Origin of the sequence: Streptomyces sp. NPDC059875, from assembly GCF_042731085.1 — a bacterium.
Classification (GTDB): Bacteria; Actinomycetota; Actinomycetes; order Streptomycetales; family Streptomycetaceae; genus Streptomyces.
The window spans coordinates 1-25,976 of the sequence record NZ_JBHWJZ010000018.1; the positions used below are offsets into that span (position 1 = coordinate 1).

Consider the following 25,976-nt stretch of genomic DNA (forward strand, 5'->3'; position numbering starts at 1 on the left):
CAGCCGGTACGTCACGTACCGGCGGGCCGCCCCGTACGCGTGCCCCGGTCAGGTCAGGAAGCTGCCCGCAGCGCAGGCCGAGGCGTACACCCACTGGTGGGAGCGGATGTCGTCGTCGACGTCCTCGTCCCAAGGGCCGTTGTGGAACCTGTTGTCGGTCAGATCGTCCGCGTACTTCTCGCCCGGCCTGAGGCAGGTGTAGCCGTCCGCGTAGGCGTAGTTCTGGTACCTGTAGAACGCGACCACGTCCTTGCCACCGAAGTATCCGCTGTTCATGACGGACGAGGCCTTGTCCCAGGCCCCCGTGAACCCCCCGCCCGGAGCGTTCCAGTCGGGGTCGTTGCCCGCAGTTCCGCCGAGGTACGCGCCCCAGCAGTCGAACCCGTCCCAGGCGCGGACGTAGCCGTCACGGCCGGGCCACTTGGCGTTGCAGTTTTCTCCCTGCGTACCCACTTCGGTGGCCTGGGCAGTCGTGGCGGGGCCCACGAGGCCGACGGCCGCGAGGCCGAGTGCTGCGATGACTGTGCCCAACTTGCGCATGGCTGACTCCCGATGGTCTGTCCGTTGATGGGCGTGCTCATCCACGGCAGGTGCCGTGGAGGTCTGTGGTGGTGTCAGGTCCGCGGGCCGACGATCTTCACCGCGCGTGCGAGCGCCTCCCGCCGCATCCGGAGGCTCGTGTCGAGCGCGTCGCCGTACTGGGCGCGCAGCTTGTTCACGTAGTAGGCCTCCCGCTCCGTGCCGACGGCCCGGAGCGAGGTGTCCCGCGCGCAGGTGGCATCGGCGACCGCGAGCTGTCTCTCGGCGGCGAACGCTTGGTCCGGACGTGTTCCGGGGGCCTGCCGAAGAGCCGCCTGGCGGACCGCCGGTGGGTCGCTGAAGGGGTGGCCCGCCCGTTTCATGCACTGCGACCAGGCCTTCAGCGCCGCGGTGAACTGCTTGTCGCGCAACACGTTCGGTACGTAGAGCGGCCTGAGGTTGCTCGCGGTCTTGTCGGCGGTGAACCACGCCTTCAGATCCCCGTACAGCTTCTTCTCCGCCTCGGCCGCGCATCCGCCCACGCGTTTCTGGATCTTCCCGCCGGAGGGGACGTCGGCCGAGATCACGGGTGCGTCGCGCCCGCCGTCCAGAGCGGTGTCAAAAGCCACTCGCCGCTCCTGGGACAGCGTCGTGAGGTAGGCGTGGTTGGGGTTGGCGTGGCGCGCGCGCTCCTCCTTGGCCAGGATGCGGCTGCCGTAGCCGTGCTTGCGTGCCCAGTCGACGTCATCCGCCACGTATCCGAGCGTGCGGCTCTCCTCCAGGCTCAGCCGGGGACTCGTCCAGTAGGAGAAACCCGCCCGGGCCATGCACTGCTTGATCAGCGCCTCGGTGGCGTCCGAGATCCGCAGTTCTTCGGCCTGCGTCAGCTCGCGCTCCGGCCGGGCCTCGGCCGGCCGGACCGCCTCGTGGGCGGCGCACCCGGTCGTGGCGGCCGAGAAGACCGCCACGACCGTGCACGCCCGAACGAACAGCTGCTTCATTCCGGCGCCCCCCGTGTGACTGCGCCGCCCCTCGGCGACGCAGTCACACCATGGCCCCCGCAGGGGAAAGGGGGTACCTCGTAGCTCCTAGGGTCGGCTCACCAGTCGAGCTCCGGTTCCCGTACCGGGACTTCGGAGGGCGACGTGCAGCTCGCGCGCCACATGTGGGACATGGGCGACACCGGGGTGGTGAAGTCCGTGCGGGTCGTCCGCTTCAGGCACCCCATGAGCTCCTTGTGGGCGGCCTTGGAGTAGTACTCGACGTCGATCAGGTTCGTGCCCCTGTCGACGTTTCCGTTGTTGAAGACCGACCTGGCCGGCATCTCCGCCGCCCAGGCGCACCGTCCCGGTCCCTTCGACCAGTCCGGCGAATTGCCTTGCCAGGAACACATCTCGCCCCGGCCGCCGGGCTCGCTGAAGAAACAGACAGCGCCTGGTACACAGCGTTCGTAGCCCGATGCGTCCGTACCCGCGTCCGCCTCACGCCCCAGCGCGCTCAGTGCGAAGCCGAGCGCCGTCGCGGCCAGCCCCGCCGCGGCCACGACGGCCCGCCGACGAGCCCGCGGCAGCCGGATCCGGCGGCGCGTCACCCGCCCGGCCGACGCCTCCCGGACCCGGCGCAGGAGCGAGGCCGCGTCATGGGCCGCTCGTTCCTCGTGCGTACGGCTCAGACAGTCCGCGACGATCTCCCGCCACGGCGGCGGCAGTCCGGGGGAGAGGCGCAGTTCCTCCTCGCCGCGCGCGTAGCGCAGCGCCGCGTCCCGGCGGGCGGTCGGCGTGCCGCCGGGGAGCGGCGAGGCTCCGGTGAGGACGAGGTGGGCGAGGACGCCGAAGGCCCAGATGTCGGCGCTCGGGCGGATCCGCATGCCGCGGTCGCCCAGCTCCGCCCAGAGCAGTTCGGGCGGGGTGTGGTCGGGCGTGGCGAAGCCGGGGGCGTACGCGTGGGTGCCCTCCAGTTCGCTCGCGGTGCTGAAGTCGCCGAGCCGGACGCTGCCGTCCTCCATCAGCAGCACATTGGCCGGTTTGAGGTCGCCGTGCACCCAGCCCGCCGTGTGCAGCTGGTGCAGGCCTTCGCAGACCTGGACAAGCAGCGCGGGCCCGGCCGGGGGCGGGGCGGCCCCCGACAGCAGCGCCTGGAGCGAGCCTTCCGCCTTCTCGAGTACGAGAACGGTGGCGCCGTCCAGCTCGGGGTGCGCGGGGTCATCGACGGTCAGCGTCTCGTACATCCGGATCAGACGTGGCGAGCGCAGCCGGCGCAGCAGCTCCACCTCGCGTTCGACCAGCTCGCGCAGATGGCACAGCTGGCGCGGGGTGCGGGTACCGGTCGGCAGGAACTTGAGCGCCGTCAGGGCCGGTAGGTCGTCCCGGCCGCCCGAGCGGCGGGCCGCGTACACGCTGGCGAACGCCCCGGCCCCCAGCGGTCGTTCGACCGTCCAGGCGCCGACCCGGTACCCGTCCGGAACGGTCAGGGGGAAGCCGCTCATCGCGCCGGGGCCAGGGCCGCGAGGTCGTCCTCGCGGACGAGGTCGAAGCGGAGCGCGAGCGAGACCAGGGACTCCTTCTTGCCGTTGAGCCGCGGTCCGGCGTCGGCCGTGTCCGGTCCCGGTTTGAGCCGCAGCTTCACCGCCAGGTAGTCGATGTTCCACTGCACGGAGGCACGGTTCACGGCGGGCCACACCGGACGCAGCCGGTCCGCGATCTGATCGACCGTCGGCAGCGGCGCGTGCGGAGTGTCCCGCAGGCGTAACTCGCACAGCGCGGCGAGCACGAGGAAGTACCGTTTCGAGCGGTCGAGGGGAAACGCGAGCGCGGTCGGCTCGCCGCCCTCGGCGGCGGGCGCGTGCTCCACGTAGTCGTGGCGCGGCGCCCACACGCCGAAGTCGAGCAGCTCACCACCCGCGGGCAGTACGACCCGGGAGAACTCGAACGGGATGGGAGCGTCGACCCTCCCCGGAGCGATCTTGACGTGTTCTCCGGCTCCCTCCGGGTTCTCGACGACGTAGGTGGAGGCCGCGCTGAAGTTGCTGAGAGCCCAGTGACTCCCGGTGGCGCTGATCTCGCCGGCCGAACGGGACACCCCGGGGTGGGGGATGTCCAGATGCCGGCAGCGGTCGGCCGCGCGAGGGTTCGCGCGGCCGAAGTGGAGCCTCTCCCCGGGGGCCAGTCTGACGTGGCTTCCCGGCGATGTGGCGTGTCTGGGCACCACGATGATGCTGTACATGGCGCTTCCTTTCCCCGAGGTTCTGCGCGGCCAGGCTAGGAGGAAGCGATAAACGAAAGCAGAACGTGAGGACATGGAAGGGGAGTTCAGCCGCGGAGCGTCTCCGCCGGTGCGATACGGGACGCCGCCAGGGCCGGGTACACCCCCGCCAGCATGCCCACCGCGAGGCCGAGCAGCGGACCGGCGGCGGTGAGCCGGGGGTCGAGGACCACCAGCCAGCCCTTCGCCAGCGCCGTACCGGCCGTCACGTCCACCCCGACGGCCGTCCCCAGCACCCCGCCCACCAGTCCCAGGAGCCCGCACTCCACGAGGAACTGGCCCGAGACCGCCGCCCGTCCCGCGCCGACCGCGCGGCGCAGACCGATCTCCGAACGGCGCTCGACCACGGACACGTACGTCGTGTTGCTGACGCCGAGTGCGCCGATGAGGAGGGACACCCCGGCCAGGCCGAGGAACAGGGCCCGGGTCTCGCTCTCCACCCCGCCGCGGAAGCTCCCGAGATCGGCCGGGACGATGGCCGCGAGCCGGTCCGGTCCCTCCGGGTGGAGCGCCAGTGGGGCCTCCTGCCCGACCTGCTGCGCGGCGCCCAGTTCGGTGCGCAGGACCGCCTCGGTCGCGCCGAAGACCAGCTGTTCGCCTCCGCCGTGCTGGGGGCGGTTCAGGACTCCGCCGTCCGTCGCACACGCGGTGTACGGGACGATCACGCTGCCGGTCAGCCGGGCCTCCCCGGCCGGGGCCCGGAAGCTGCCGATCACCGTGAACGGCCGGCCCGCGAGATGGACCGAAGGGGCGGCCTCCGGGTTCTGTTCGAGGAGGGTGTCCAGGCCGAGCGCCTTGGCGGCCACCGTGTCCACCAGCGCCACCGCGTCACCGCGCGCGATGTGCCCCGCGTCCGGCAGCCGCCCGGAGCGGGCGGTGACACCGAGGGCCACGAGGGCGCCCTCGTCGGCGGCCAGGACCCGCAGCTCCTGCGGGGTCGCCCAGTCGTAGCCGGGGCCGAGGGCCGAGACCGCCGGACGCTCGTCGGCGGTGCAGAGCAGCCCGGCCGACCGTACGCCGTTCAGCTTCCGTGCCCGTACCGCCGCCGCTGTCGTGGGCCGGGCCGCCTCGTTGTGGAAGCGGACGGTCACGGCGGTCGCCTTCAGCGCGTCGAAGCGGCCGGACACGGCGTCGGCGGCGCTCGCCGTGATGCCGGTGGTCGCCAGCGCGGCGGCTATGCCGAGCGCGATGCCGAGGACCGTCAGGACGGAGCGCAGGCGCCGCCCGAGGACGGCGTGGACCGCCTGGACGACGATGTCCGTGAACGCCGTCCCGGTCCGGCTCCGTCGGCCCCGTCTGCCGGGGCGCTCAGACCACATGTCCGTCCACGACCCTGAGTTCGCGGTCGGCCCGCTCCGCCACGTCCCGCTCGTGGGTGACGACGACGACCGTGCGCTCCGGGGTGACGAGCCCCCGCAGCAGGGTCATCACCTGGTCGGTGTTGGCCGAGTCCAGGTTCCCGGTCGGTTCGTCGCAGAGCAGCACGGACGGCTGGTGCACCACGGCCCTGGCCAGGGCGACCCGCTGCCGCTCGCCGCCCGAGAGCGTCGTCGGGCGGGCGGAGATCCGGTGACCGAGCCCGACCGACCGCAGCGCCCGTTCCGCCCGCTCCCGTCGCTCGGCGCGCGGGTGCCGGGTGTGCACCAGGGGCAGCTGGACGTTGCGCAGACAGGTCAGGTACGGCACCAGATGGAACGACTGGAACACGAACCCGAGCCGGGTCGCCCGCAGCCGCGTCCGCTCGCGCTCCCCGAGCGTGCGGACGTCGACGCCGTCCATGGCGTAGGTGCCGCCGGTGGCGGTGTCGAGCAGGCCGAGGATGTTGAGGAGGGTGGACTTGCCGGAGCCGGAGGGGCCGGTGATGGCGACCATCTCGCCGGTACGGATCTCCAGCGTCGCGTCCTTGAGGGCGGTCACGGGCGTGGCGGCCGGGTAGGTCTTGGAGACCCCGCTCATCGCGATCACCACGCGCGGTCCAGGGGGTGAGGCTCCGTCAGCCAAGGCCGGCCTCCCGGTAGGCGTACCCGACGAGCAGGTGCGCGCCCTTCGCGAGGGCGGGGTCGGCGCCGGTCACCGCGGCGCGGCCGCCGACCGTGAGGCCCACGTCCACCGGTACGTGCCGGCGCCGGTCGCCCTGGACGACGGTGACGGAGACGAGACCGGCCGGGTCGGTCCACAGCGCGGAGACCGGGACGATCAGGGAGTCCGGCGAGCTGCTGCGGCGGACGGCCTCGACCTTGACGGAGCTGCCGAGCGCGCTGTCCGGCACCGAGCCGGTGACGTCGAAGAACGCGTGCCGCGCGGTCCCGGTCGACACCTTCTCGTACGAGCCCTGGAGCGCGGCCCCGGCGAGCCGGTCGCCGGAGATCTTCGCGCGCGTGCCCTGGGGGAGGGAGGTGAAGTCGGGCAGGGTCGTGTCCGACACAGGGATCTTGATCTGCCAGCGGCCACCGGTCACGGTGAAGAGCGGGTCCGAGGCGTTCGCGCCGACCCGGCCGGAGACCTCGCCGACGGTCGCCGGGAGCGAGCCCATGAAGACGACCTCGGACATGGGGAGGGTGACGACGGTCCTGGTGGCGGGCGGCGGCATCGCACCGGACCCGGAGGACCCGGCGGACCCGGCTGACCCTGAGGACCCGGAGTTCGCGCCTGTGGCGCCGGTCGCGCCTGTGTCGCCTCCGCCGGTCCCACTCCCGCCCGTCTTCCCGTCCGCCGTGCCGCTCGTTCCGGCGGACCCGCCGGCCGTGGACCCCGCATCCCCGCCGCCCTCGGCCCCGAGCAGCGGCCGGTATCCCGCGCTCCGGTACAGCCGCTTCAGGTCCCGGGCCGTGCGGTCGTCGAAGGTGCCGGTGACGGGCGTTCCGTACAACTGCTGCAAGGCCTGCTGGAGTTGGCGTACGTCCGGGCCCTGCATGCCCTCGCCGAGGTCGCGGTAGGCCGGGAACGCCCCTTCGAGGAGGAACAGCGGACGGCCGGAGATCTCCGCCCCGAGCGACCCGTTGGCCAGCTTCCTGCCGGGCTTCACGGAGAGCCGGGTCACGACCTGTCGGGCCGCTCCCCCGCCCGACTCGGGACCGCGGACGACCAGGTTGCTGCTGCGGGTCAGGGTGCCGTCCCAGGTCCTGCGGTCGACGAGCGGGCCCGCCTCGGCGGGGACGGTGACGCTGGAGCGCGGCGGGGCGGCGGCCGAGGCGGCGCGCTGCTCCGGCGTACGGGCCTGGGACGCGGCGAGCCAGGCGCCGCCGCTCGCCGCCAGCGCGACGACGACACCGCTCGCGGCCGCGACCCGGCCCCAGCGGCGCCGCGGGATCACGCCCCTCGCGGCCCCCGCACCCTCCGCGCGCTCCTCGTCGTGCTCGCCGGCGACGGACTCCTCGTCCGCGGTGCGGCGGCCCCCGCCGCTGATCTCCACCTCAGGACTCCAGCATCTTCTGGGCCTTCTTCTGAGCCTCGGTCAGGATTTCCTGGTAGGCGACCAGGTCGGCCTCGTTCTTGACGTAGAGCGCGCTCAAGGCTTTCTGATTCGCGCTGCGCCAAACCGTGTCGTACTTCGAGGTGTCGGCACACCTCGCGTCGGCTTTCGCCTGGGCGATCTCATTCTTTCGGCCGGTTTCCACGGCCGCCGCGTCAAGATTCTTTCCGGCGTCTTTTCCGCCGTAGTAATCCTTGGCCTTCTTCACTGCCTCGGTCGGCGATTTCAGGCCGTCGTATCCCGCCTTCGCCATGCAGGAGGACCAGTCTCCGACGGCTTTGAGGAATGTGTCGGTCTGTTCGGCCTGTCGGCCGGCCTCGTGGCGCATTCCGTTGTCGGTCAGCCACATGAGGCGGAGATACTTCGGCATGTCGCCGTAGAGCTTCTTGCGGGTCTCTCCCATGCAACCGCCACTGGGCGAGGAGAACGTGCCCTCCCCGGTCTCGTAGCTGACCAGTTGGTCGGGGTCGCCGCTCTTGGCCAGGGTGTACCGCTGCTTCTCCGCTTCGGGCAGGTCCCGCCAGGGGCCGGGCTGCTCCTGTGTGGAGTTCTCGGGCTGCTCGCCTTCGGTGGCCGGCGCGGCGCCGTAGCCGCGCTGGGCCGCCTGCTCGGCGGTGGGGGAGACGCGGCCCTCGGGGGCGTCGGTGCCGTCCGCGTCCGGCATGGCCACCGGGTCCGGCGGATGCACCGTGAACCCCTGGGAGACCATGCACTTCTTGGTGATCTGCATTTCCATCGCGCCGACCTGGCGCGACAGTTCCTTCGCCGAGTTGAAGGCCGAGGTGGCCTTCGCCGCGCTCGCCGCGTCGGGGGCGGCCGCGGGGCCGCCGGACGGATCTCCCGCTCCGTCGCGGCCGGTGTCGGATCCTGAGCTGCAGCCGACGAGTGCGGTCAGGGCGGCGGCGACCAGGCCGGCGCCGATCCGGTGACGGGGGAGCATCTGGGTCCTCTCGGGGATATGGTGGGCCGGATGCCTCCCCCTCCTGCGATGAGGGGGAGGCATCCGGCTTTTCACCTGAGTGCGAACCTCGGACCGTCGGACGGTCCGTCAGTGGCGCGTCAGCACCAGCTGGTGCCGTCCCACTTGTGCGAGCGGCCGTTGTTGTTCTGCGAGCTGCCGCCCGCCCCGAGCTGGTAGCCGGGGTTGAAGCAGGTGTTCACGGTGGAGTAGTTGGCGAGGGCGTACACCTTCACCGTGACGCTCCAGCGGTTCCGCCAGGAGCTGTCGTTGTCGTAGATCGCCGACTGGTCGGACCAGTTGGCGTCCGCCCCGCTGAAGCGGTACATCGGGTAGTTCGTGTTGAACTCCGCGGCCTGATAGACGCAGAAGTTGCCGTCGTAGCAGTTGCGGTCGACAGCCTGGGCGGGAGCCGAGGCGACCATCGTCATGCCGGCCGCGGCGGCGGTGCCGAGAACGGCGGCCATCAGTCTGCGCTTGACCATGTGCTCTTCCTTTCACGTGCCGTGAGTGGGAGAAACGGGTCTTGCCGGTCGAGGAAGCTAGCACAGCATTTGAATGCCTCGGACGGAACTTTTTGCTCCGCAGGACGAGTTCGGGCCAGCGTCGTTGTCATGTGGCCGAAATATCGCAGCGTGATCGAATGATTCCGCTCGTGACGAATCCGTGAGCGGGTAGATCCGCCCCCACCGCAGCCAGTGGGAATCGCGAACAGGCGGGGGGTGGGTGGGAGTGGAGTGGCGAATTCCAACTCCCGTCAATGTGACGCGCATCACACTCTCTTGATCCTCTTTCCCGGATCCCCCTTCCGCGCGGGTTTGACCGGTGATTCCGCCCCTCGCGCCCTCTCTGGTCTAATGGGTTGCTCTTTTGTCGGCGGCTGCTAGGTGGGGGCGCGGTGTTGGATGTACAGAACGGGGCGGCGGCGGAGACCTCCGCCCCGGAGACCGGCGCCGGGCCGCCGGACGGCAGCCCCTCCCAGGTGCCCATACGCCCGTACGTACTCGTGGCGGGCGTGCTCTGCGCGCTGTACTTCCTCTATTCATGGGTGCAGTACGAGCAGTTCCGTACGCCCTCCTGGGACCTCGGGATCTTCAACCAGTCCGTCCGGGCCTACGCCGAGCTCCGGGCGCCCGTCGTCGACATCAAGGGCCCGGGCTTCCTCATACTCGGGGACCACTTCAGTCCGGTCACCGCACTCCTCGCGCCCCTGTACTGGATCTGGTCCTCCCCGCTCGCGCTCCTCTTCGCGCAGGCCGCGCTCTTCGCCGCCTCCGCCGTCGTCGTCGGGCGCACCGCGCAGCAGGTGCTCGGCAGCCGGGCGGCCGGCCTCGGCCTCACCGTGGCCTACGGCCTGTCCTGGGGCCTCCAGGAAGCGGTCAAGTCCGACTTCCACGAGATCGCCTTCGCCGTCCCGCTCCTCGCCCTGACCTGCCGGGCCCTGCTCCTGGGGCGCTGGACCGCCGCCGTCGCCTGGTCCGCCCCCCTCGTCCTGGTCAAGGAGGACATGGGGCTCACCGTCGCCATGGTCGGCGCGGTCCTCGTCGTGCGGGGGCAGAAGCGTCTCGGCGCCGCGCTGGCCGCGTTCGGCGCCGCCTTCTTCGCCCTGACGGTCCTGGTCCTGATCCCCGCCGCGAGCCGGGTCGGGCAGTACGACTACTGGGCCAAGATCGAGAAGTCGAACGAGGGGGCCGACGTCTCCTTCGCGCACGCCGTGCTCTCCTCGCTCGGCTCCGACGTCAAGTGGGAGATGCTCTTCTTCCTCGTCGGCATCACCGGCTTCCTGGCCCTGCGCTCCCCGCTGATGCTGCTCGTCCTGCCGACGCTCGGCTGGCGCTTCCTCTCCCAGGACCCGAACCACTGGGGGATGATCTGGCACTACAGCGCCATCCTGATGCCGGTCGTCTTCCTCGCGCTGGTCGACGCCGTCCGTGCCGTCCGCACCTCGCCGCGCGGCTGGCTCGTCGCGTACGGCAAGGTCGCCGTCCCCGTCGTCACGGCGGTCTCGATCGTGATCGCCCTGGACCTGCCGCTGCGGGAGCTGCTGCGCTCGGAGACGTACCGCACGGACACCCGGACGCTGGACGCCAGGCGGGCGGTCGACGCGGTGCCGGAGGGGGCGAGCGTGGAGACGAACGTGACGCTCATGGCCCACCTCACGGCGGACCGCACCGTCTACTGGGTGGGCGGGGCGAAGGGCGTCAGCCCCGACTATCTCGCCCTCGACCTCGACTCGGGCTGGTCCCAGCCGGTGACGGACCCGGTGGGCCTCGCGGCGTCACTGCATCCGGAGGCGCGGTACGAGGTGTCGGCGCGGGCGGGACAGTTCGTGGTCCTCAAACGCGGCTGAGAAATGCCGAAGGGGCCCGGTTCCGTGCGGAACCGGGCCCCTTCGCGTGAGTGGATCCGTTCGGATCAGTACTGCTGACGCGGGCGGTTGAACCAGGCCGCGCCGTCCGCCTTCGCGACGAAGACGATGATCAGGATGCCCAGCACCAGGCTGACGATGCCGCCCGGCAGCGAGAACACACCGCTCACCACGAGGAAGGCGCCGTAGACGATGGAGCAGATGCGGACGCCGTTGCCGCCGGACTTGAACTTGGCGGCCAGCACCATCGCCAGGACGGCGAAGACCAGCACGAGGACGCCCACGAAGATCAGAAGGCCCTGGCCGAAGTCGGAGAACATCTCGGCGTCGGCCGAGCTGGCGCCCGAGTCCTTGGCGAGCTCCTCGACGGCGAAGGACATGACGAAGATCATCAGCGCGCCGATGACCTGGAGGCCGCCCAGGATCCAGAGCATGACGCGGGCGGACTTCACACCGCCGGGCATCTCCATGACCGCGCCCGGGTAACCGCCGCCGTACGGCTGCTGGACCGGCGGCGCCTGGGGGTAGCCGTACTGCGGGGGGACACCCTGCGGGGTCTGCTGCGGGTATCCGTAGCCGGGCTGCTGCTGGCCCTGGCCCTGCGGCTGGCCGTAGGGGTTGTTCGGTTCGCCGAAGCTCATCGCCGGTTTCCTCCGTGGGTTGTGCGGGGACGACGCGGCCCGCGCGGAGGAACTTTCACAGCTTATGAGTGATTTGCCCCCCGGCACTGCCCGCGGCACTGCGCGGTCATCGTCGTCGCAGCATCGACTTTTTGTCCAGTCGGAATGCCGGGAGTTGTGCAAGTGCAACCTCCCCTGACGCGCCCCCTGTGCCCTGAGGGCGTGGGGGGACCCCCAGCCCGCAGGGCCGTGTGCGGCCGAATTGGAACAAGCGAGGGGTCATCCGGGAGGATGGGCTCATGAGCGCCCAGATTCTCGATGGCAAGGCCACCGCAGCCGCGATCAAGTCCGACCTGACCGCCCGTGTGGCGGCCCTGAAGGAGAAGGGCGTCACGCCCGGCCTCGGCACGATCCTGGTCGGCGACGACCCGGGCAGCCAGAAGTACGTCGCCGGCAAGCACCGTGACTGCGCACAGGTCGGCATCGCCTCGCTCCAGCGCGAACTGCCCGCCACCGCCACCCAGGAAGAGATCGAGGCGGTCGTACGCGAGCTCAACGAGGACCCGGAGTGCACCGGGTACATCGTCCAACTGCCGCTCCCCAAGGGCATCGACGAGAACCGCATCCTCGAGCTGATGGACCCGGCCAAGGACGCGGACGGTCTGCACCCGATGAACCTCGGCCGTCTCGTCCTGAACGAGCCGGCGCCGCTGCCGTGCACGCCGTACGGGATCATCCAGCTGCTCCGTGAGCACGGCGTGGAGATCAACGGCGCGGAGGTCGTGGTCGTCGGGCGCGGTGTCACGATCGGACGCCCGATGCCGCTGCTGCTGACCCGCCGCTCGGAGAACGCGACGGTCACGCAGTGCCACACCGGGACGCGCGACCTCTCCGCCCACCTCAAGCGGGCCGACATCATCGTCGCCGCGGCGGGTGTGCCCCACCTGATCAAGCCGGAGGACGTGAAGCCGGGCGCCGCGGTGCTGGACGTCGGCGTCTCGCGCAACGGCGAGGGCAAGATCCTCGGCGACGTCGACCCCGGGGTGACCGAGGTCGCCGGCTGGATCTCGCCGAACCCGGGCGGCGTGGGTCCCATGACCCGCGCGCAGCTCCTGGTCAACGTCGTCGAGGCCGCTGAGCGCGCGGCCGCGGCGCTCTGACGATGACCACGCGCGTGAGCGCCCAGGGCGCCGCGGGCGCCGAGGATCCGGGCGAGGGCCCGGACTCCTCGGCGATGAAGGGTTCCGCCGAGGGTCGGGTTGAGGGGGCGGAGGCCCCTGCCGCGCCGTCCGGCGAGGACGCCAAGGGCGCCGAGGGCGCTGCAAAGGACGTCAAGGGCGCTGCCAAGGACCCCGCCGAGACCGCCGCCGCCGTGCGGCCGTCGCGGCGTCCGCCCGCCGTGACCACCGATACCGCGCGGCCCGAGGGCGGCGGGCGGGCCGCCCCCGGTGGGGCGCCCGCGCCGGCGCGGCAGTGGCCGCTGCTCACCGTGCTCGGCCTGACCGCGCTGGGGCTGCTCGTCGTCGGGACCGATCTGTTCGCGCAGTCGTTCCGGGTCGGGGCGATTCTCGTCGGGGTGGCGCTGCTCACCGGCGCGGGTCTGCGGCGCGCGCTGCCGTCCGTCGGGATGCTCGCCGTACGGTCGAGGTTCACCGACATGGTCACGTACGGGGTCATGGGCGGACTCATCGTGCTGCTGGCGCTCATGGTGCAGCCGAGCCCCTGGCTGAGGATCCCGTTCCTGGAGGACATCCTCCATCTCACGGTCACCTAGGCACCCGCGACCAGGAGCTCCGGCCTCACGACGGCGCCCGTCCTCTCCCCCGAGGGAGGACGGGCGCCGTCTGCGTCTGAGCGTCATGTACGCGCCAATGTGGTTCAAGGGTCGTCAGCGCCCTGTGGCACGGAAGTGACCATTCCGCTACACCCGGGGGCGCACGTCCGATTCGTATGCACCCGTGCGCTCCTGCCCCGGGAACTGCCATCCTGGCCCCGAGCATCCTTCTGGGGGGACACAAAGGGGGACAAGGGGGGAACGCGCATGCCTCGCTGGAAAGCGCTGCCCGACGAACTCGACCCACGGATACGCGAGTTCGCGAGTCAGTTACGACGGCTGGTCGACCGCAGCGGACTGAGCATCGCCGCCGTCGCGGACCGCACCGGCTACAGCAAGACCTCGTGGGAGCGGTATCTGAACGGACGGCTCCTCGCGCCCAGAGGCGCGGTCGTCGCGCTCGCCGAGGTGACCGGCACGGACACCGGCCATCTCACGACGATGTGGGAGCTCGCCGAGCGCGCCTGGAGCCGCTCCGAACTGCGTCACGACCTCACGATGGAAGCCCTGCGGATCTCGCAGGCACGCGCCGCCCTCGGCGAGCCGGGCCCGCCGTCCGGCCCCAGCGCCGGGGCGAGCGCCTCGACCGAGACGAGGGGCGGGAGCGGGGGCACCGGCGCCGGGGTCACCGGCGCTGGGTCCGGGGGCGCCGGCGCCGGGGCAGGGCGTGTCGGTGGCGGGGCCGGGCGTGTCGGTGGCGGGGGCGGTGGTGCGACCCCCGCCCGGCGCACCACCGCCCCCGCGGGACCGGCCCCGCCGGCCCCCGTACCGCCCCGGCAGCACTCCGCGGCGTCCCGCCCGCGCCGCGCCGCCCTGATCCTGACCGGCGTGCTCGGCGCCCTGCTCGTCATCGCCGCCGCCGTCCTCCTCACCGACCTCGGGGGCGGCGCAGGCCGCGACGACGGGAAGAAGGTCGGCGGTACACCCACGGCGACCCCGAGCGCCCCACCGAGCACCACCCTCCCCGCAGGGGTGAAATGTGTCGGCGCCGGCTGTGCGGGCCAGGATCCGGAGGCGATGGGCTGCGGCGGCGCCTTCGCCACCACCGTCTCCCGCGCCCGCGTCGGCACCGCCGGCCAGGTGGAGCTGAGGTACAGCCGGACGTGCGGCGCCGCCTGGGCCCGGATCACCGGGGCCGGCCCGGGCGACACCGTCACCGTCACCGCCGCCGGCACCAGCCAGAACGTGGTCGTGGAGGCCGACACCGACGCGTACACCCCGATGGTCGCCGTGGCCAAGGGAACGGACGCGACGGCCTGCGCGACGCTCGGCAGCGGGGCGAAGGGGTGCACCGGGGAGGGGTGACCGCGCCGTGGCCGCGCCCCGGCCGGGCCCCGTCCGGGCCGTGGCGCGGTGCGGACGCAGTCGGGTGGCAGTGAGCCGGACCACAAGGGGGTGGGGGTTGAGCGGGTCCCGGGTCGGATAGCCTGACCGCTGGATATCTCTTCACGTCGAGACATCGACCGCTCGGCCGATCGATCGTCGATCAGGAGAGGTGTCCCGCACCAGGGGCAGGGACCCCCACCGCCAGCTGTCTTACGGAGATCGCCATGACCCGCACTCCCGTGAATGTCACCGTCACCGGCGCGGCCGGCCAGATCGGCTACGCGCTGCTCTTCCGCATCGCCTCCGGCCACCTGCTCGGCGCGGACGTGCCGGTCAAGCTGCGCCTCCTCGAGATCCCGCAGGGCGTCAAGGCCGCCGAGGGCACCGCCATGGAGCTCGACGACTGCGCCTTCCCGCTGCTCAAGGGCATCGACATCTTCGACGACCCGAACCAGGGCTTCGAGGGCGCGAACGTGGCCCTGCTCGTCGGTGCCCGCCCGCGCACCAAGGGCATGGAGCGCGGCGACCTGCTCGCCGCCAACGGCGGCATCTTCAAGCCGCAGGGCAAGGCCATCAACGACCACGCCGCGGACGACATCAAGGTCCTCGTCGTCGGCAACCCGGCCAACACCAACGCCCTGATCGCCCAGGCCGCCGCCCCGGACGTGCCGGCCGAGCGCTTCACCGCGATGACCCGCCTGGACCACAACCGCGCGCTCTCGCAGCTGGCGGCCAAGACGGGCGCCTCCGTCGAGGACATCAAGCGCCTCACCATCTGGGGCAACCACTCGGCGACCCAGTACCCGGACATCTTCCACGCGGAGATCGCCGGCAAGAACGCCGCCGAGGTCGTCAACGACGAGAAGTGGCTGGCCGACACCTTCATCCCGACCGTCGCCAAGCGCGGCGCCGCGATCATCGAGGCCCGTGGCGCGTCCTCGGCCGCCTCGGCCGCCAACGCCGCCATCGACCACGTCCACACCTGGGTCAACGGCACGGCCGCCGGCGACTGGACCTCCATGGGCATCCCGTCGGACGGCTCCTACGGCGTCCCGGAGGGCCTGATCTCCTCCTTCCCCGTCACCTGCAAGGACGGCACGTACGAGATCGTCCAGGGCCTGGACGTCAACGAGTTCTCCCGCGCCCGCATCGACGCCTCGGTGCGCGAGCTGGCGGAGGAGCGCGACGCCGTCCGCGAGCTCGGCCTCATCTGAGCCGACCCGCAATCCTGCGCCCCGCCCCCGGTCGTCCGCGACCGGGGGCGGGGTCGTTTTTGTCTGCCGACCGGCCCGAGCGGCAGGAGGTCCTGAGCAGGGCGTTCGGCTTCTTCAGGCCCGGGCCCTGAACTCGGCCGTGTCTCCGGCCAGTTCTCCCGCCAGCTCCGCGACGCCCCGCAAGGTGCGGAGCAACAGCCCGTGGCCGAAGGTGATCCGGGCCGCGCCCAGCCGCCCGAGCTCGGCAAGCGAGGGCCCGCCGGGCAGGGCGAGGGCGTTGAGCGGCGCGTCGATCCCGGCGCACAACCGCGGAAGATGGGCCGCCGGCGCCTTGATCGGGTAGACGCAGTCCGCGCCCGCCGCCGCGTAGAGCCTCGCCCGCTCGATCGCGGCGGCCGGGTCGTCCACCCCGCACAGATACGTGTCCACGCGCGCGTTCACGAAGAGCCGCGGCCCGGCCTCCGCCCGTACCTCCGCGAGCCACGTGGCGTGCTCCCGCGGGTCCTTGAGCGCACCGGAGCGGTCGGAGTCCTCCAGGTTCAGGCCGACCGCCCCGGTCTCCAGGACCCGCGCCACGAGCTCCCTCGGGGCCAGGCCGTAGCCGTCCTCCAGATCGGCCGTGACCGGTACGGAGACGGCCCGCACGATCCGCGCCACGGCCGCGAACATCTCCTCGGGCGGGGTCGACCCGTCCTCGTACCCGAGCGAGGCGGCGATCCCGGCGCTCGGTGTCGCGAGCGTCGGGAAGCCGGCCTCCTCGAAGACACGGGCGCTCGCCGCGTCCCACGGGCCCGGCACCACCAGCGGATCGTCGGCGGCGCGGTCGGAGTGCAGGGCGCGCAGGACGTCGGCGGCGGCGGGGCTCACTGCTTGTACATCCCGGGGGTGTAGTGGCCGGGCGTCAGCCGGGTGGTGACGCCGATCCGGTTCCAGGCGTTGATGACCGTGATGGCGGCGATGACCCGGGCGAGCTCGGTCGGATCGAAGTGGGCCGAGGCCTGCGCGTACACCTCGTCCGGGACGAAGCCGTCGGTGAGGACGGTGACGGCCTCCGTCAGCGCGAGCGCGGCCAGCTCGCGCTCGGTGTAGAAGTGCCGCGACTCCTCCCAGGCCGACAGCAGGACGATCCGCTCGACCGACTCGCCGGCGGCCAGCGCGTCCTTGGTGTGCATGTCGATGCAGAACGCGCAGCGGTTGATCTGCGAGGCCCTGATCTTGATCAGCTCGTAGAGGGTGGGGTCGATGTCCTTCGCGGCGGCCTGCTCCAGCCGGATCATCGCCCGGTAGAAGTCGGGGAGCTGCTCGGCGAGGTTGAGGCGGGGGCCGTGCTCGTGGGCGTACTCGGCGGTGTTCGCGTGATCATGGGTCGTGGTCGTCATGGTTCTCACCGTACGAGGGCGATGGCGCAGGAGTATGGTCCATTCACATGGCGAATGACTGGGCCACTTTCGGGGCCGACCTCCATCTGGAGCTGCGGGGACCGGGGCTGCGTACGGGGCTGATGGACGCGCTGCGGGAGGCGGTGCGCAGTGGGCGCCTGGAGGCGGGGGTACGGCTGCCGTCCTCTCGCTCGCTCGCGGCGGACCTGGGCATGGCCCGCAACACCGTCGCCGACGCGTACGCCGAACTGGTCGCCGAGGGGTGGCTGACCGCCCGGCAGGGCTCCGGGACGCGGGTCGCCCAGCGGGCGGTGCCGCGGCGGACGGCGGGGGTGACGGCCGGTGGGGCGGGTGCGGCGGGTGCCGTGGTCGGGGCGGGCGCGCGGCGCCCGGTCGCGGCCAGGCCGAGCGCCGCCCGGCCGACGTACGACCTGAAGCCGGGCGTGCCCGACCTCGCGTCCTTCCCGCGCGCCGAATGGCTCAAGGCGTCCCGGCGCGCGCTGACGGCCGCGCCCCACGAGGCGTTCGGCTACGGCGATCCGCGCGGCCGGATCGAACTGCGCACCGTGCTCGCCGAGTACCTCGCCCGGGCGCGAGGGGTCCACGCGCGGCCGGAGCGGATCGTGATCTGTTCCGGGTTCGTGCACGGGCTGATGCTGATGGGCCAGGTGCTGCGGGCCCGCCGTGTGCGGGAGGTGGCGGTCGAGTCGTACGGGCTCGACGCCCACTGGGAACTGCTGACCCGCACGGGGCTGCGGCTGCCCGCGCTGCCGTACGACGAACTCGGCACCAGGACCGAGGAACTGGGCGCGATGAAGGGCGTCGGTGCGGTGCTGATGACGGCCGCCCACCAGTTCCCGCTCGGCGGCGCGCTCCGCCCCGAGCGGCGGGTGGCGGCGATCGACTGGGCGCGGGCCGCGGGCGGGCTCGTCCTGGAGGACGACTACGACGGGGAGTTCCGCTACGACCGCCAGCCCGTGGGCGCGCTCCAGGGCCTCGACCCCGAGCGGGTGGTCTACATGGGCACGTCCAGCAAGTCCCTGGCGCCCGGGCTGCGGCTGGCGTGGATGGTGCTGCCGGAGAGCCTGGTGGACGAGGTGGTGGCGGCGAAGGGGCGGGTGGACTGGGTGTCCAGCTCGCTGGAGCAGCTGACCTTCGCGGAGTTCCTCGCCTCGGGCGCGTACGACCGGCATGTCCGGGCGATGCGGCTGCGGTACCGGCGGCGCCGCGACGAGCTGGTGGAGGCGGTGGCCGCGCACTCCCCGGAGACCCGGGTGAGCGGCATCGCGGCGGGCCTGCACGCGGTCCTGCAACTCCCGCCGGGCCTGGAGCCGGCGGTCCTGCGCTCCGCCGCCTGGCAGGGCCTGGCCCTCCTCGGCCTCAACCGCTTCCGCCACCCCGACGTCCCGACGACCCAGGACGGCCTGGTGGTCGGCTACGCCACCCCACCGGACAGCGCGTGGTCGGGCGCGCTGGGAGCCTTGTGCCGCGTCCTGCCATGACGACGAGACCATCCGCCCCCGCCGGCCTCCCGCCCACAACGGGGGCGGGGTGGTTGGGCGCGTCGCCGCCCGGCGTGGCTAGTGGCCCGTTGGGGCGCGGCGGGCCCCGGAGGTCGCCGGTTCCGGTACCGGGGGCGTCGGGGGTTCTCCGAAGCGGGCCAGGACCAGCGCGCCGGCCAGTGCGATCGTGAAGCCGAGGATCGCCAGCCACGCCAGCCCCTCCCGCGTGGTGTCGCCGAGCCAGACCACGCCGACCAGCGCCGGCCCGATCGTCTCGCCCAGGACCGCACCCGCCGTCGCCGTCGTCACCGAACCCCGCTGGAGCGCCGAGGTCAGCAGCAGGTACGCCGTCCCGCCGCCCAACAGCAGCGCGTACACGGCGGGGTTCGCGAGATCCCAGCCGTCGATCAGCCGGACCGACACCTCGACCACCCCGAAGCCGAAGCCCGCGAGGAGTCCGAGCGCCAGCGCCCGCGGCCGGTCGGACAGCCGCCCGGCGACCGCGCCGAGCGCGAGCACCACGAGCGCCGCCGCGAGCATCGCCCACCGAAGCGCCACCGACGCGCTCTGCTCGCCCTCGGACCCCGAGGCCAGTGCGAGCATCGCGAGCCCCGCGCACACCACGCCCACCGCCGTCCACTCCCAGCGGCTCAGCCGGACCTCGAGCAGCCACGAGGCGGCCACCGCCGTGACCGCCAGACTCGCGGCGAGCGCGGCCCCCACCAGGTAGATCGGCAGCGTGAGCAGGGCGACGATCTGCAGCCCGAACCCGATCCCGTCCAGGGAGAGCCCCGCCACGTACCGCCACTGCCGCAGCGCCCGCCACAGCAGGGCCACATCGACCCCGCCGCCCGTGCCGGGCTTCACCGCCCGCGCACCGAGCGCCTGCAACACCGACGCCATACCGAAGCAGAGCGACGATCCGAGCGCACAAATCATCCCGAAGAGCACAAAGGGACTCTAGTGCGAGGGCGTTCGGGCACCGGCCTAAACTGTGCGGTCGCTGACGATGCGATCGAGAGGAATGACATGCGCAGGCTGAGGTCGAGCACGGTCGTGCTCGGCGGGATGGGGGTGCTCGCGGCGACGATCACGTCCTGCGGCTCCGAGCCGGACCGGCGGTGTGTCGACCCGCTGACACGCGAGAAGCTGCCGAGCTACGAGTGCGAGAGCGGCAGCGGCAATGGCAGCAGCAGCTCGACCCGCGGCTCGTACTACTACGGCGGCAGCGTCAGCGACAACAGGGTCAGCGGCGGCAGCTTCGACAAGACGGCCGTCGACACCGGCGGTTTCGGCTGCTCCGGTTCCAGCGGCGGCTGAGCGGACGGACCGTACGACATGCAGCGGCACACGATCGAACCCCGTCCCGGCTGGCAGCAGACGGTGGAGGAGCAGGGGCTCGTCTACCCCCTCACCCGCTATCCCGACGACTCCCTGCGCCCGTACTGGGACGAGAGCGCGTACTACTCCTTCACCCTGCCCGAGGTCGAGGCCCTGGAGGAGGTCGTCGAGGAGCTGCACGGCATGTGTCTCGCTGCGGCCGCGCACATCGTCGAGCAGGACCGTTTCGCCGATCTCGGACTCACCGACGCCCGGCTGGTCTCCCTCGTCGCCGAGTCCTGGCGCCGCAGGGCCGAACTGCCCTCCCTCTACGGCCGGTTCGACCTCCGTTACGACGGTACGGGCCCGGCCAAGATGCTGGAGTACAACGCCGACACCCCCACCTCCCTGGTCGAGGCCGCGAGCCCGCAGTGGTTCTGGATGGAGGAACGCTTCCCCGGCGCCGACCAGTGGAACTCGCTCCACGAGCGGCTCGTCGACGCCTGGAAGCGGCAGGCCAAGCTGCTGCCGCCGGGCAGCCCGGTGCACTTCGTCCACTCCGAGGGCGACGAGCTCGGCGAGGACCTGATGACGGTCGCGTATCTGCGCGAGACGGCCCAGCAGGCCGGGCTCGAAACGGAGGCGCTGTCGGTCGAACAGATCGGCTGGGACCGGCTCTCGGGGCGGTTCGTGGACGACCGGCTCCGGTTCATCCGCAGCTGCTTCAAGCTCTACCCGTGGGAGTGGCTGGCCACCGACCGCTTCGGCCCGTACGTCCTGGACACCCTCGACAACGGCGGCGGTACGGGCACGACCTGCTGGATCGAGCCGGCCTGGAAGATGCTGCTCTCCAACAAGGCGCTGCTCGCGATCCTCTGGGAGCTCTACCCGGGCCACCCGAACCTGCTGCCGGCCTACCTCGACGGCCCGCGCGAACTGGCCGCGACGGGCGGCTACGTCGCCAAGCCGCTCCTCGGCCGCGAGGGCGCGGGCGTCACCGTCCACGAGCCGGGGGCGGCCGCCGCCGTACGGGACGAGCCCTGCTGCTACCAGGAGCTGGCCCCGCTGCCGGACTTCGACGGCAACCGCGTCGTGCTCGGGGCGTGGGTCGTCGAGGACGAGGCGGCGGGGCTCGGCATCCGGGAGTCGGCGGGCCTGATCACGGACGAGTACGCCCGCTTCCTGCCGCACGTGATCCTGTGACGCCGGCCCGGGGCCTCAGACCTTGATGATCCTGACGTCCGGACCGCAGAGAAGCGTCAGGTCCTCCGGGTCGGACGTCACCACGGTGACAGGGCGGGGCGCGGTGCGGGCGATCGCCGCCAGGACGGCGTCGATGGCGTACTTGTGGCCGCGCAGGCCGTGTTCGCGCAGCAGCCGGGCCGCGTCGTCGCTGACCGACCGGGTGACGTCAAGGACGTCGATCCGGGAAAGCACCCAGCGGATACGGGCAGCGTGGACGCGCTCGTAGTCGGCCTCCAGGCGGGTCATGGCCGTCGTGGCCACGGTTACCTCGGCTTTGGCGGCCGCATCAACGACGGCTGTGAGCATGCGATCCATGAGGTAGAGCTTGGACAGGCCCTCGCTGTCGAGGAGCAGAGTCCCAGGCATCAGGCGGCTGCTTCGCCGGCACTCGGATCCTCGTGGTGGCGGAGCATCGCTCGCGCCTCTTCGAGCTCTTCAGGGGTGAGGGGGTCGTTGTGTCGCTCGAAGTCGGCGACGATCTCCCGGAGCCGTTCCATGGCGACGCGCTTCTCCAGCGCCTCAGCAACGTACGCGGAGAAGCCGCCGGGCCCGACCTGGCGCCGGATGCTCTCGGCGAGTTCCTCGGGAAGGCTGATCGAGTACTTCTTGCTACCGCTCATTCTCCGGATCCTACCGCTGATGACCCCTGCCGGGGCGCGATCCGGTCACTCCGGCAGGGGCTCCCGCACGTCAGTCCGAAAGGACCGCCCGCAGCTGCTCCAGACCCCAGTCCAGGTCCTCCTTGCTGATCACCAGCGGCGGAGCGATCCGGATCGTCGAACCGTGGGTGTCCTTCACCAGCACACCCCGGTCCATCAGCTTCTCCGAGATCTCCCGGCCCGTGCCGCGGGACGGCGCGATGTCCACCCCGGCCCACAGTCCGCGCCCGCGCACCGCCTCCACCGCGCCACCGCCCACCAGCAGCCCCAACTCGGCGTGCAGGTGCTCGCCCAGCTCGGCCGCCCGCTGCTGGTACTCCCCGGTCCGCAGCATCGCGATCACCTCCAGCGCCACCGCGCAGGCCAGCGGATTCCCGCCGAACGTCGACCCGTGCTCGCCCGGCCGGAACACACCGAGCACATCACGGTCCGCGACCACCGCCGAGACCGGGACGACACCGCCGCCCAGCGCCTTGCCCAAGATGTACACGTCCGGCACCACGCCCTCGTGCTCGCACGCGAACGTCCGCCCGGTCCGGCCGAGGCCCGACTGGATCTCGTCCGCCATCAGCAGCACGTTCCGCTCCCGGGTCAACTCCCGCACCCCGCGCAGATATCCGGCCGGCGGCACCAGGACCCCCGCCTCGCCCTGGATCGGCTCCAGGAGCACCGCCACGGTGTGCGCGGTGACCGCGGCCTGCATCGCCGTCAGATCCCCGTACGGGACGATCTCGAAGCCCGGCGTGTACGGGCCGTAGTGGTCACGGGCCTCGTGGTCCGTGGAGAAGCTGACGATCGTCGTCGTCCGGCCGTGGAAGTTGTTCGCCGCGACCACGATCTTCGCGTGCCCGTCCGGCACGCCCTTCACTTCGTACCCCCACTTCCGCGCGGTCTTCACGGCCGTCTCGACCGCCTCCGCGCCCGTGTTCATGGGCAGGACCATCTCCTTGCCGCACAGCTCCGCGAGCCGCGTACAGAACTCCGCGAACCGGTCGTGGTGGAACGCCCTCGACGTGAGCGTCACCCGCTCCAGCTGCGCCCGCGCGGCGTCGAGCAGCCGCCGATTGCCGTGCCCGAAGTTGAGCGCCGAGTACCCGGCGAGCATGTCGAGGTAGCGGCGTCCCTCGACATCGGTCATCCATGCCCCGTCCGCCGAGGCGACGACGACGGGCAGGGGGTGGTAGTTGTGAGCGCTGTGCGCCTCCGCGGAAGCGATCGCGTCTTGCGTCCTCGACACGGGATCTCCGTTCGTCCTGCGGCCCGGGGGTGGGTGTGGCCCCTTTCTTATCGTCGCTCGGATGGTGGAAGAAGAAACCTTGGGCGACGGCGCGCCCGCTAATGTGGATACACGCACGGCGACTGGCGTACGGGGAAGCGACCCCGGGGGAGCCGTGCGCGGCAGGATCAACACGAGGTGCCGTTCGCCTGGGCACCACGGGAACAGAACAATCCCGTGTGGGTGCCGCCCGCCCCCTGCCTTCGGCGGGTGAGCCCCCAGTTCGCACCACTGGGACCCGTCCCGTGTGGTGCCGGCCGGCTGGGCTGACCGTGACCCCGGGATCCGCCAACACGCCCGGAGGAACGCCATGAACGCCACCCCTCACGCCGTCGATCTTCCCGCCCACCACCCCGCCCTCGCCGCCACCGACCCCGAACTCGCCGCGCTCGTCGGCGCCGAGGAGCAGCTGCAGGCCGAGACCCTGCGGCTGATTCCCAGCGAGAACTACGTCTCCCACGCCGTCCTCGAAGCCTCCGGCACCGTCCTGCAGAACAAGTACAGCGAGGGCTACCCCGGCCGCCGGTACTACGAGGGCCAGCAGAACATCGACAAGGTCGAGACCCTCGCCATCGAGCGCGCCAAGGCCCTCTTCGGCGTCGACCACGCCAATGTGCAGCCCTACTCCGGCTCCCCGGCCAACCTCGCGATCTACCTCGCCTTCGCCGAGCCCGGCGACACCGTCATGGGCATGGCCCTGCCGATGGGCGGCCACCTCACCCACGGCTGGGGCGTCTCCGTGACCGGCAAGTGGTTCCGGGGCGTGCAGTACGGCGTGCGCCAGGACACCGGGCTCATCGACTTCGACCAGGTACGCGACCTCGCGCTCGCGGAGCGGCCCAAGGTGATCTTCTGCGGCGGCACCGCGCTGCCCCGCACGATCGACTTCGCCGCCTTCGGCGAGATCGCCCGCGAGTCCGGCGCCGTGCTCGTCGCCGACGTCGCCCACATCGCCGGCCTGATCGCGGGCGGCGCCCACCCCTCCCCGGTCCCGCACGTCGACGTCATCTCGACCACCACCCACAAGACCCTGCGCGGCCCGCGCGGCGCCATGCTGATGTCCCGCGAGGAGCACGCCAAGGCCCTCGACAAGGCCGTCTTCCCCGGCCTCCAGGGCGGCCCGCACAACCAGACCACCGCCGCCATCGCCGTCGCCCTGCACGAGGCGGCCCAGCCCTCCTTCCGCGACTACGCCCACGCGGTCGTCGCCAACGCCAAGGCCCTCGCCGAGGCGCTGCTCGCCCGCGGCTTCGACCTGGTCTCCGGCGGCACCGACAACCACCTGATCCTGATGGACCTCACCCCCAAGGAGGTCCCGGGCAAGGTCGCCGCGAAGGCCCTCGACCGGGCCGGGATCGTCGTCAACTACAACACCGTCCCCTACGACCCCCGGAAGCCCTTCGACCCCTCAGGCGTCCGCATCGGCACCCCCTCCCTCACCTCCCGCGGTCTCGGTACGGAGCACATGGTGCAGGTCGCCGACTGGATCGACCGCGGTGTCGCGGCGGCGGGCTCGGGCGACGAGGACGCGCTCCTCAAGATCCGCGCGGAGGTAGCGGAGCTGATGGCGGCCTTCCCGGCGCCGGGCCTCCCGGTCTGATCCGGCCGCGGGCGCTCAGCCCGCCGACTCGGCGATGCGGCGGGCCTCCTTCAGGGTCGGCTCGCCCTCCAGGCGCAGGGTCAGGGCTCCCGCGTTCCTCGTCCAGAGGAGCGTGGGGCCCGCCGTGCGTATCGAGTGGGTCCACTCCTGCCCGCTCGCGTCCGTCATCGGGAACCGCAGCAGATGCGGCTCGGCGAACCAGTAGCCCTGCTCCCCGTCCGGCAGATCGACCCACTCCGGATGCGTCTGCACCTGCTTGCCGAAGCCCACGTCGAGCCGCGCCGGGAACTCGTCGAGCCGGACCGTCCGGTCACCGTCCCCGTACCAGCACAGGCTGATCACCGCCCGCCCCCGCTCGGCCGCGCCGGTCACCGAGACCGCGTCCGGCGGGCGGAGCGCGCTCGGTATCAGCGGCACGAAGCCGGCCCTGCGCCCGGCCTCCTCCAGCGGCACCGGGTCGGGACAGCCCGGCACCACCGAGCCCGGGTCGGGGTGCGCCCGGGGGTCGAACCGCACCTCCACCCCGCCGAAGCCGAACCAGTCCGCCACCGTCGCCCGCACCGGCGGGGTCAGTACCAGGACCACCAGGACCCCGGAGAGGACCGCGAGCAGGGCCCTCCACCGCCCGCGCAGCCACGCGAACCACACCCCCACGAAGGACGCCCGCGCCCACCGTCGCCGGGGGACCGGCGCCGGCGCCGGCTCCGCCAGGAGCTGAGCGAGCACCCGCTCGGCCATGGTCTCCCCGTCCACGTCCGGCACCCTCAGATGCCGTCCGAGGTCACGCAGCTCATCCGAGAGCCCGTCGTCCGTCATGCTCGTCACCTCCCTCCAGTGCCATCCCGAGCTTCTTCAACGCCCGGCTGAGCCGGGACTTCACCGTCCCTCGCGGCCAGCCGAGCGCCTCGGCCGTCTCCGTCTCGTCCAGCTCCAGCAGATACCGATGGATCACCACCTGCCGGTGGTCCTCGCCGAGCCGGTCGAGCGCCGCGAGCAGCTGCCGCCGCCGCTCGTCCTCCTCCACCGCCACCGCCGGGTCGGCCCCGTCCGGTATCAGCGGCTCGCCCGCCAGCAGCTCCGCCTCCCGCCCCGCGACGGCCCGCTGCCGACCCGCCGAGCGCACTGTGTTCCTGGTCTCATTGACCACGATCCGCAGCAGCCACGGCCGGAACGCGGAGCCCTCCTTGAACCGCCCCAGCGACCGATACGCCTTGAAGAAGGCCTGCTGCACCACGTCCTCGGCCTCCGCACCTGCCCCGCACGCCACCGCGGCCCGCAGCGCGACCGCCGTGTGCGCGCGGACCAGCGCCGCGTACGCCTCCGCCTCCCCGGCGCGTACCCGTGCGATCACGCCAGCTTCGTCGACGACGATCCGGCCCCCCTCCCGCGTCCTCACACCTTTGATACACCGGCAGTCGGGGAT

27 protein-coding genes and 1 riboswitch are annotated in these 25,976 nt (G+C 72.1%); of the genes, 9 read left to right on the top strand and 18 right to left on the bottom strand.

Annotated features, from left to right (window positions below):
- Window positions 1-48: 48 nt before the first annotated feature.
- From ACFV9D_RS22035 to ACFV9D_RS22075, 9 genes are all read right to left on the bottom strand, one after another.
- Entirely contained in the window at window positions 49-540 is a 492-nt protein-coding gene (locus ACFV9D_RS22035) for a hypothetical protein (RefSeq protein WP_385148663.1), read from the bottom strand.
- A gap of 74 nt (window positions 541-614) precedes the next feature.
- Window positions 615-1,520 carry a hypothetical protein gene (locus tag ACFV9D_RS22040; RefSeq protein ID WP_385148666.1) on the bottom strand — a complete coding sequence of 302 codons (906 nt, stop codon included), beginning with the start codon at window positions 1,518-1,520 and terminating at the stop codon, window positions 615-617.
- Between the two features lie 98 nt (window positions 1,521-1,618).
- The gene (locus tag ACFV9D_RS22045) at window positions 1,619-3,004 is read right to left on the bottom strand and encodes a protein kinase (RefSeq protein WP_385148669.1); all 1,386 of its coding nucleotides are present in this window, start codon (window positions 3,002-3,004) and stop codon (window positions 1,619-1,621) included.
- Window positions 3,001-3,741, bottom strand: a complete 741-nt coding sequence (locus tag ACFV9D_RS22050; protein ID WP_385148672.1) for an FHA domain-containing protein — start codon at window positions 3,739-3,741, stop codon at window positions 3,001-3,003. Before ACFV9D_RS22050 ends, ACFV9D_RS22045 begins: the two co-directional genes overlap by 4 nt.
- An 86-nt stretch (window positions 3,742-3,827) precedes the next feature.
- On the bottom strand, window positions 3,828-5,099 hold the full coding sequence (locus ACFV9D_RS22055; protein WP_385148675.1) for an ABC transporter permease: 1,272 nt from the start codon (window positions 5,097-5,099) through the stop codon (window positions 3,828-3,830).
- Complete coding sequence (locus ACFV9D_RS22060) at window positions 5,089-5,736, bottom strand: ABC transporter ATP-binding protein (RefSeq protein WP_385148678.1); 648 nt, start codon at window positions 5,734-5,736, stop codon at window positions 5,089-5,091. Before ACFV9D_RS22060 ends, ACFV9D_RS22055 begins: the two co-directional genes overlap by 11 nt.
- 37 nt (window positions 5,737-5,773) lie before the next feature.
- Window positions 5,774-7,192 carry a hypothetical protein gene (locus tag ACFV9D_RS22065; protein ID WP_385148681.1) on the bottom strand — a complete coding sequence of 473 codons (1,419 nt, stop codon included), beginning with the start codon at window positions 7,190-7,192 and terminating at the stop codon, window positions 5,774-5,776.
- A 1-nt stretch (window position 7,193) separates the two neighbouring features.
- Window positions 7,194-8,192 carry a hypothetical protein gene (locus tag ACFV9D_RS22070; protein ID WP_385148684.1) on the bottom strand — a complete coding sequence of 333 codons (999 nt, stop codon included), beginning with the start codon at window positions 8,190-8,192 and terminating at the stop codon, window positions 7,194-7,196.
- A 119-nt stretch (window positions 8,193-8,311) separates the two neighbouring features.
- The gene (locus tag ACFV9D_RS22075; protein ID WP_385148687.1) at window positions 8,312-8,695 is read right to left on the bottom strand and encodes a peptidase inhibitor family I36 protein; all 384 of its coding nucleotides are present in this window, start codon (window positions 8,693-8,695) and stop codon (window positions 8,312-8,314) included.
- A gap of 416 nt (window positions 8,696-9,111) precedes the next feature.
- On the opposite strand from ACFV9D_RS22075, the gene ACFV9D_RS22080 reads away from it, so the two are divergent.
- Window positions 9,112-10,560 (top strand): DUF2079 domain-containing protein, encoded by a 1,449-nt coding sequence (locus tag ACFV9D_RS22080; protein WP_385149093.1) that lies wholly within the window; start codon window positions 9,112-9,114, stop codon window positions 10,558-10,560.
- 65 nt (window positions 10,561-10,625) lie between these two features.
- Here ACFV9D_RS22080 and ACFV9D_RS22085 read toward each other — a convergent pair whose 3' ends face one another.
- Window positions 10,626-11,219 carry a hypothetical protein gene (locus ACFV9D_RS22085; RefSeq protein ID WP_385148690.1) on the bottom strand — a complete coding sequence of 198 codons (594 nt, stop codon included), beginning with the start codon at window positions 11,217-11,219 and terminating at the stop codon, window positions 10,626-10,628.
- Between the two features lie 278 nt (window positions 11,220-11,497).
- Between ACFV9D_RS22085 and ACFV9D_RS22090 the strand changes: the two genes are divergently transcribed.
- The 4 genes from ACFV9D_RS22090 (at window position 11,498) to ACFV9D_RS22105 (ending at window position 15,572) form a co-directional block, all read left to right on the top strand.
- Entirely contained in the window at window positions 11,498-12,358 is an 861-nt protein-coding gene (locus tag ACFV9D_RS22090; RefSeq protein ID WP_385148693.1) for a bifunctional methylenetetrahydrofolate dehydrogenase/methenyltetrahydrofolate cyclohydrolase, read from the top strand.
- 2 nt (window positions 12,359-12,360) lie between these two features.
- The gene (locus ACFV9D_RS22095) at window positions 12,361-12,972 is read left to right on the top strand and encodes a DUF3017 domain-containing protein (RefSeq protein WP_385148696.1); all 612 of its coding nucleotides are present in this window, start codon (window positions 12,361-12,363) and stop codon (window positions 12,970-12,972) included.
- A 267-nt stretch (window positions 12,973-13,239) separates the two neighbouring features.
- Entirely contained in the window at window positions 13,240-14,337 is a 1,098-nt protein-coding gene (locus ACFV9D_RS22100) for a DUF2690 domain-containing protein (protein ID WP_385148699.1), read from the top strand.
- Window positions 14,338-14,582: 245 nt separating this feature from the next.
- Window positions 14,583-15,572, top strand: coding sequence for a malate dehydrogenase (locus ACFV9D_RS22105; protein WP_385148702.1), 990 nt, complete (start codon window positions 14,583-14,585; stop codon window positions 15,570-15,572).
- A 114-nt stretch (window positions 15,573-15,686) separates the two neighbouring features.
- Here ACFV9D_RS22105 and ACFV9D_RS22110 read toward each other — a convergent pair whose 3' ends face one another.
- Window positions 15,687-16,439, bottom strand: a complete 753-nt coding sequence (locus tag ACFV9D_RS22110) for an isocitrate lyase/phosphoenolpyruvate mutase family protein (protein ID WP_385148705.1) — start codon at window positions 16,437-16,439, stop codon at window positions 15,687-15,689.
- Window positions 16,436-16,951, bottom strand: a complete 516-nt coding sequence (locus ACFV9D_RS22115; RefSeq protein WP_385148708.1) for a carboxymuconolactone decarboxylase family protein — start codon at window positions 16,949-16,951, stop codon at window positions 16,436-16,438. The genes ACFV9D_RS22110 and ACFV9D_RS22115 overlap by 4 nt, the downstream gene beginning before the upstream one ends.
- 47 nt (window positions 16,952-16,998) lie before the next feature.
- On the opposite strand from ACFV9D_RS22115, the gene ACFV9D_RS22120 reads away from it, so the two are divergent.
- Entirely contained in the window at window positions 16,999-18,453 is a 1,455-nt protein-coding gene (locus ACFV9D_RS22120) for a PLP-dependent aminotransferase family protein (RefSeq protein ID WP_385148711.1), read from the top strand.
- A 78-nt stretch (window positions 18,454-18,531) separates the two neighbouring features.
- Here ACFV9D_RS22120 and ACFV9D_RS22125 read toward each other — a convergent pair whose 3' ends face one another.
- Window positions 18,532-19,392: a hypothetical protein gene (locus ACFV9D_RS22125; protein WP_385148713.1), complete on the bottom strand. Its 861-nt coding sequence runs from the start codon at window positions 19,390-19,392 to the stop codon at window positions 18,532-18,534.
- A 90-nt stretch (window positions 19,393-19,482) separates the two neighbouring features.
- Here ACFV9D_RS22125 and ACFV9D_RS22130 point away from each other — a divergent pair, with 90 nt between their 5' ends.
- Both ACFV9D_RS22130 and ACFV9D_RS22135 read left to right on the top strand, forming a co-directional pair.
- Window positions 19,483-19,773, top strand: a complete 291-nt coding sequence (locus ACFV9D_RS22130; protein ID WP_385148716.1) for a hypothetical protein — start codon at window positions 19,483-19,485, stop codon at window positions 19,771-19,773.
- Between the two features lie 18 nt (window positions 19,774-19,791).
- Complete coding sequence (locus tag ACFV9D_RS22135; RefSeq protein WP_385148719.1) at window positions 19,792-20,976, top strand: glutathionylspermidine synthase family protein; 1,185 nt, start codon at window positions 19,792-19,794, stop codon at window positions 20,974-20,976.
- A 15-nt stretch (window positions 20,977-20,991) separates the two neighbouring features.
- Here the strand turns inward: ACFV9D_RS22135 and ACFV9D_RS22140 are convergent, their stop codons facing one another.
- The 3 genes from ACFV9D_RS22140 to rocD form a co-directional block, all read right to left on the bottom strand.
- Window positions 20,992-21,384: a type II toxin-antitoxin system VapC family toxin gene (locus ACFV9D_RS22140; RefSeq protein WP_385148722.1), complete on the bottom strand. Its 393-nt coding sequence runs from the start codon at window positions 21,382-21,384 to the stop codon at window positions 20,992-20,994.
- Window positions 21,384-21,638, bottom strand: coding sequence for a hypothetical protein (locus ACFV9D_RS22145; RefSeq protein WP_385148725.1), 255 nt, complete (start codon window positions 21,636-21,638; stop codon window positions 21,384-21,386). Before ACFV9D_RS22145 ends, ACFV9D_RS22140 begins: the two co-directional genes overlap by 1 nt.
- A gap of 70 nt (window positions 21,639-21,708) precedes the next feature.
- Complete coding sequence (rocD, locus tag ACFV9D_RS22150) at window positions 21,709-22,914, bottom strand: ornithine--oxo-acid transaminase (protein WP_385148728.1); 1,206 nt, start codon at window positions 22,912-22,914, stop codon at window positions 21,709-21,711.
- A 108-nt stretch (window positions 22,915-23,022) separates the two neighbouring features.
- Window positions 23,023-23,115, top strand: a riboswitch (ZMP/ZTP riboswitch).
- A gap of 148 nt (window positions 23,116-23,263) precedes the next feature.
- On the opposite strand from rocD, the gene glyA reads away from it, so the two are divergent.
- On the top strand, window positions 23,264-24,553 hold the full coding sequence (gene glyA / locus ACFV9D_RS22155; RefSeq protein WP_385148731.1) for a serine hydroxymethyltransferase: 1,290 nt from the start codon (window positions 23,264-23,266) through the stop codon (window positions 24,551-24,553).
- Window positions 24,554-24,568: 15 nt separating this feature from the next.
- On the opposite strand, the gene ACFV9D_RS22160 is transcribed toward glyA, so the two are convergent.
- Both ACFV9D_RS22160 and ACFV9D_RS22165 read right to left on the bottom strand, forming a co-directional pair.
- Window positions 24,569-25,369 carry a hypothetical protein gene (locus tag ACFV9D_RS22160; protein ID WP_385148734.1) on the bottom strand — a complete coding sequence of 267 codons (801 nt, stop codon included), beginning with the start codon at window positions 25,367-25,369 and terminating at the stop codon, window positions 24,569-24,571.
- Window positions 25,344-25,949, bottom strand: coding sequence for an RNA polymerase sigma factor (locus tag ACFV9D_RS22165; RefSeq protein WP_385148737.1), 606 nt, complete (start codon window positions 25,947-25,949; stop codon window positions 25,344-25,346). The genes ACFV9D_RS22160 and ACFV9D_RS22165 overlap by 26 nt, the downstream gene beginning before the upstream one ends.
- Between the last annotated feature and the right edge of the window lie 27 nt (window positions 25,950-25,976).

Coding starts and splice junctions, on each gene's coding strand:
- ACFV9D_RS22160 (WP_385148734.1), bottom strand. CDS start 25,369: ATGACGGACGACGGGCTCTCGGATGAGCTGCGTGACCTCGGACGGCAT.
- glyA (WP_385148731.1), top strand. CDS start 23,264: ATGAACGCCACCCCTCACGCCGTCGATCTTCCCGCCCACCACCCCGCC.
- ACFV9D_RS22050 (WP_385148672.1), bottom strand. CDS start 3,741: ATGTACAGCATCATCGTGGTGCCCAGACACGCCACATCGCCGGGAAGC.
- ACFV9D_RS22125 (WP_385148713.1), bottom strand. CDS start 19,392: ATGATTTGTGCGCTCGGATCGTCGCTCTGCTTCGGTATGGCGTCGGTG.
- ACFV9D_RS22060 (WP_385148678.1), bottom strand. CDS start 5,736: ATGAGCGGGGTCTCCAAGACCTACCCGGCCGCCACGCCCGTGACCGCC.
- ACFV9D_RS22105 (WP_385148702.1), top strand. CDS start 14,583: ATGACCCGCACTCCCGTGAATGTCACCGTCACCGGCGCGGCCGGCCAG.
- ACFV9D_RS22055 (WP_385148675.1), bottom strand. CDS start 5,099: ATGTGGTCTGAGCGCCCCGGCAGACGGGGCCGACGGAGCCGGACCGGG.
- ACFV9D_RS22040 (WP_385148666.1), bottom strand. CDS start 1,520: ATGAAGCAGCTGTTCGTTCGGGCGTGCACGGTCGTGGCGGTCTTCTCG.
- ACFV9D_RS22035 (WP_385148663.1), bottom strand. CDS start 540: ATGCGCAAGTTGGGCACAGTCATCGCAGCACTCGGCCTCGCGGCCGTC.
- ACFV9D_RS22085 (WP_385148690.1), bottom strand. CDS start 11,219: ATGAGCTTCGGCGAACCGAACAACCCCTACGGCCAGCCGCAGGGCCAG.
- ACFV9D_RS22070 (WP_385148684.1), bottom strand. CDS start 8,192: ATGCTCCCCCGTCACCGGATCGGCGCCGGCCTGGTCGCCGCCGCCCTG.
- ACFV9D_RS22145 (WP_385148725.1), bottom strand. CDS start 21,638: ATGAGCGGTAGCAAGAAGTACTCGATCAGCCTTCCCGAGGAACTCGCC.
- ACFV9D_RS22090 (WP_385148693.1), top strand. CDS start 11,498: ATGAGCGCCCAGATTCTCGATGGCAAGGCCACCGCAGCCGCGATCAAG.
- ACFV9D_RS22130 (WP_385148716.1), top strand. CDS start 19,483: ATGCGCAGGCTGAGGTCGAGCACGGTCGTGCTCGGCGGGATGGGGGTG.
- ACFV9D_RS22075 (WP_385148687.1), bottom strand. CDS start 8,695: ATGGTCAAGCGCAGACTGATGGCCGCCGTTCTCGGCACCGCCGCCGCG.
- ACFV9D_RS22095 (WP_385148696.1), top strand. CDS start 12,361: ATGACCACGCGCGTGAGCGCCCAGGGCGCCGCGGGCGCCGAGGATCCG.
- ACFV9D_RS22135 (WP_385148719.1), top strand. CDS start 19,792: ATGCAGCGGCACACGATCGAACCCCGTCCCGGCTGGCAGCAGACGGTG.
- ACFV9D_RS22115 (WP_385148708.1), bottom strand. CDS start 16,951: ATGACGACCACGACCCATGATCACGCGAACACCGCCGAGTACGCCCAC.
- ACFV9D_RS22140 (WP_385148722.1), bottom strand. CDS start 21,384: ATGCCTGGGACTCTGCTCCTCGACAGCGAGGGCCTGTCCAAGCTCTAC.
- ACFV9D_RS22120 (WP_385148711.1), top strand. CDS start 16,999: ATGGCGAATGACTGGGCCACTTTCGGGGCCGACCTCCATCTGGAGCTG.
- ACFV9D_RS22100 (WP_385148699.1), top strand. CDS start 13,240: ATGCCTCGCTGGAAAGCGCTGCCCGACGAACTCGACCCACGGATACGC.
- ACFV9D_RS22045 (WP_385148669.1), bottom strand. CDS start 3,004: ATGAGCGGCTTCCCCCTGACCGTTCCGGACGGGTACCGGGTCGGCGCC.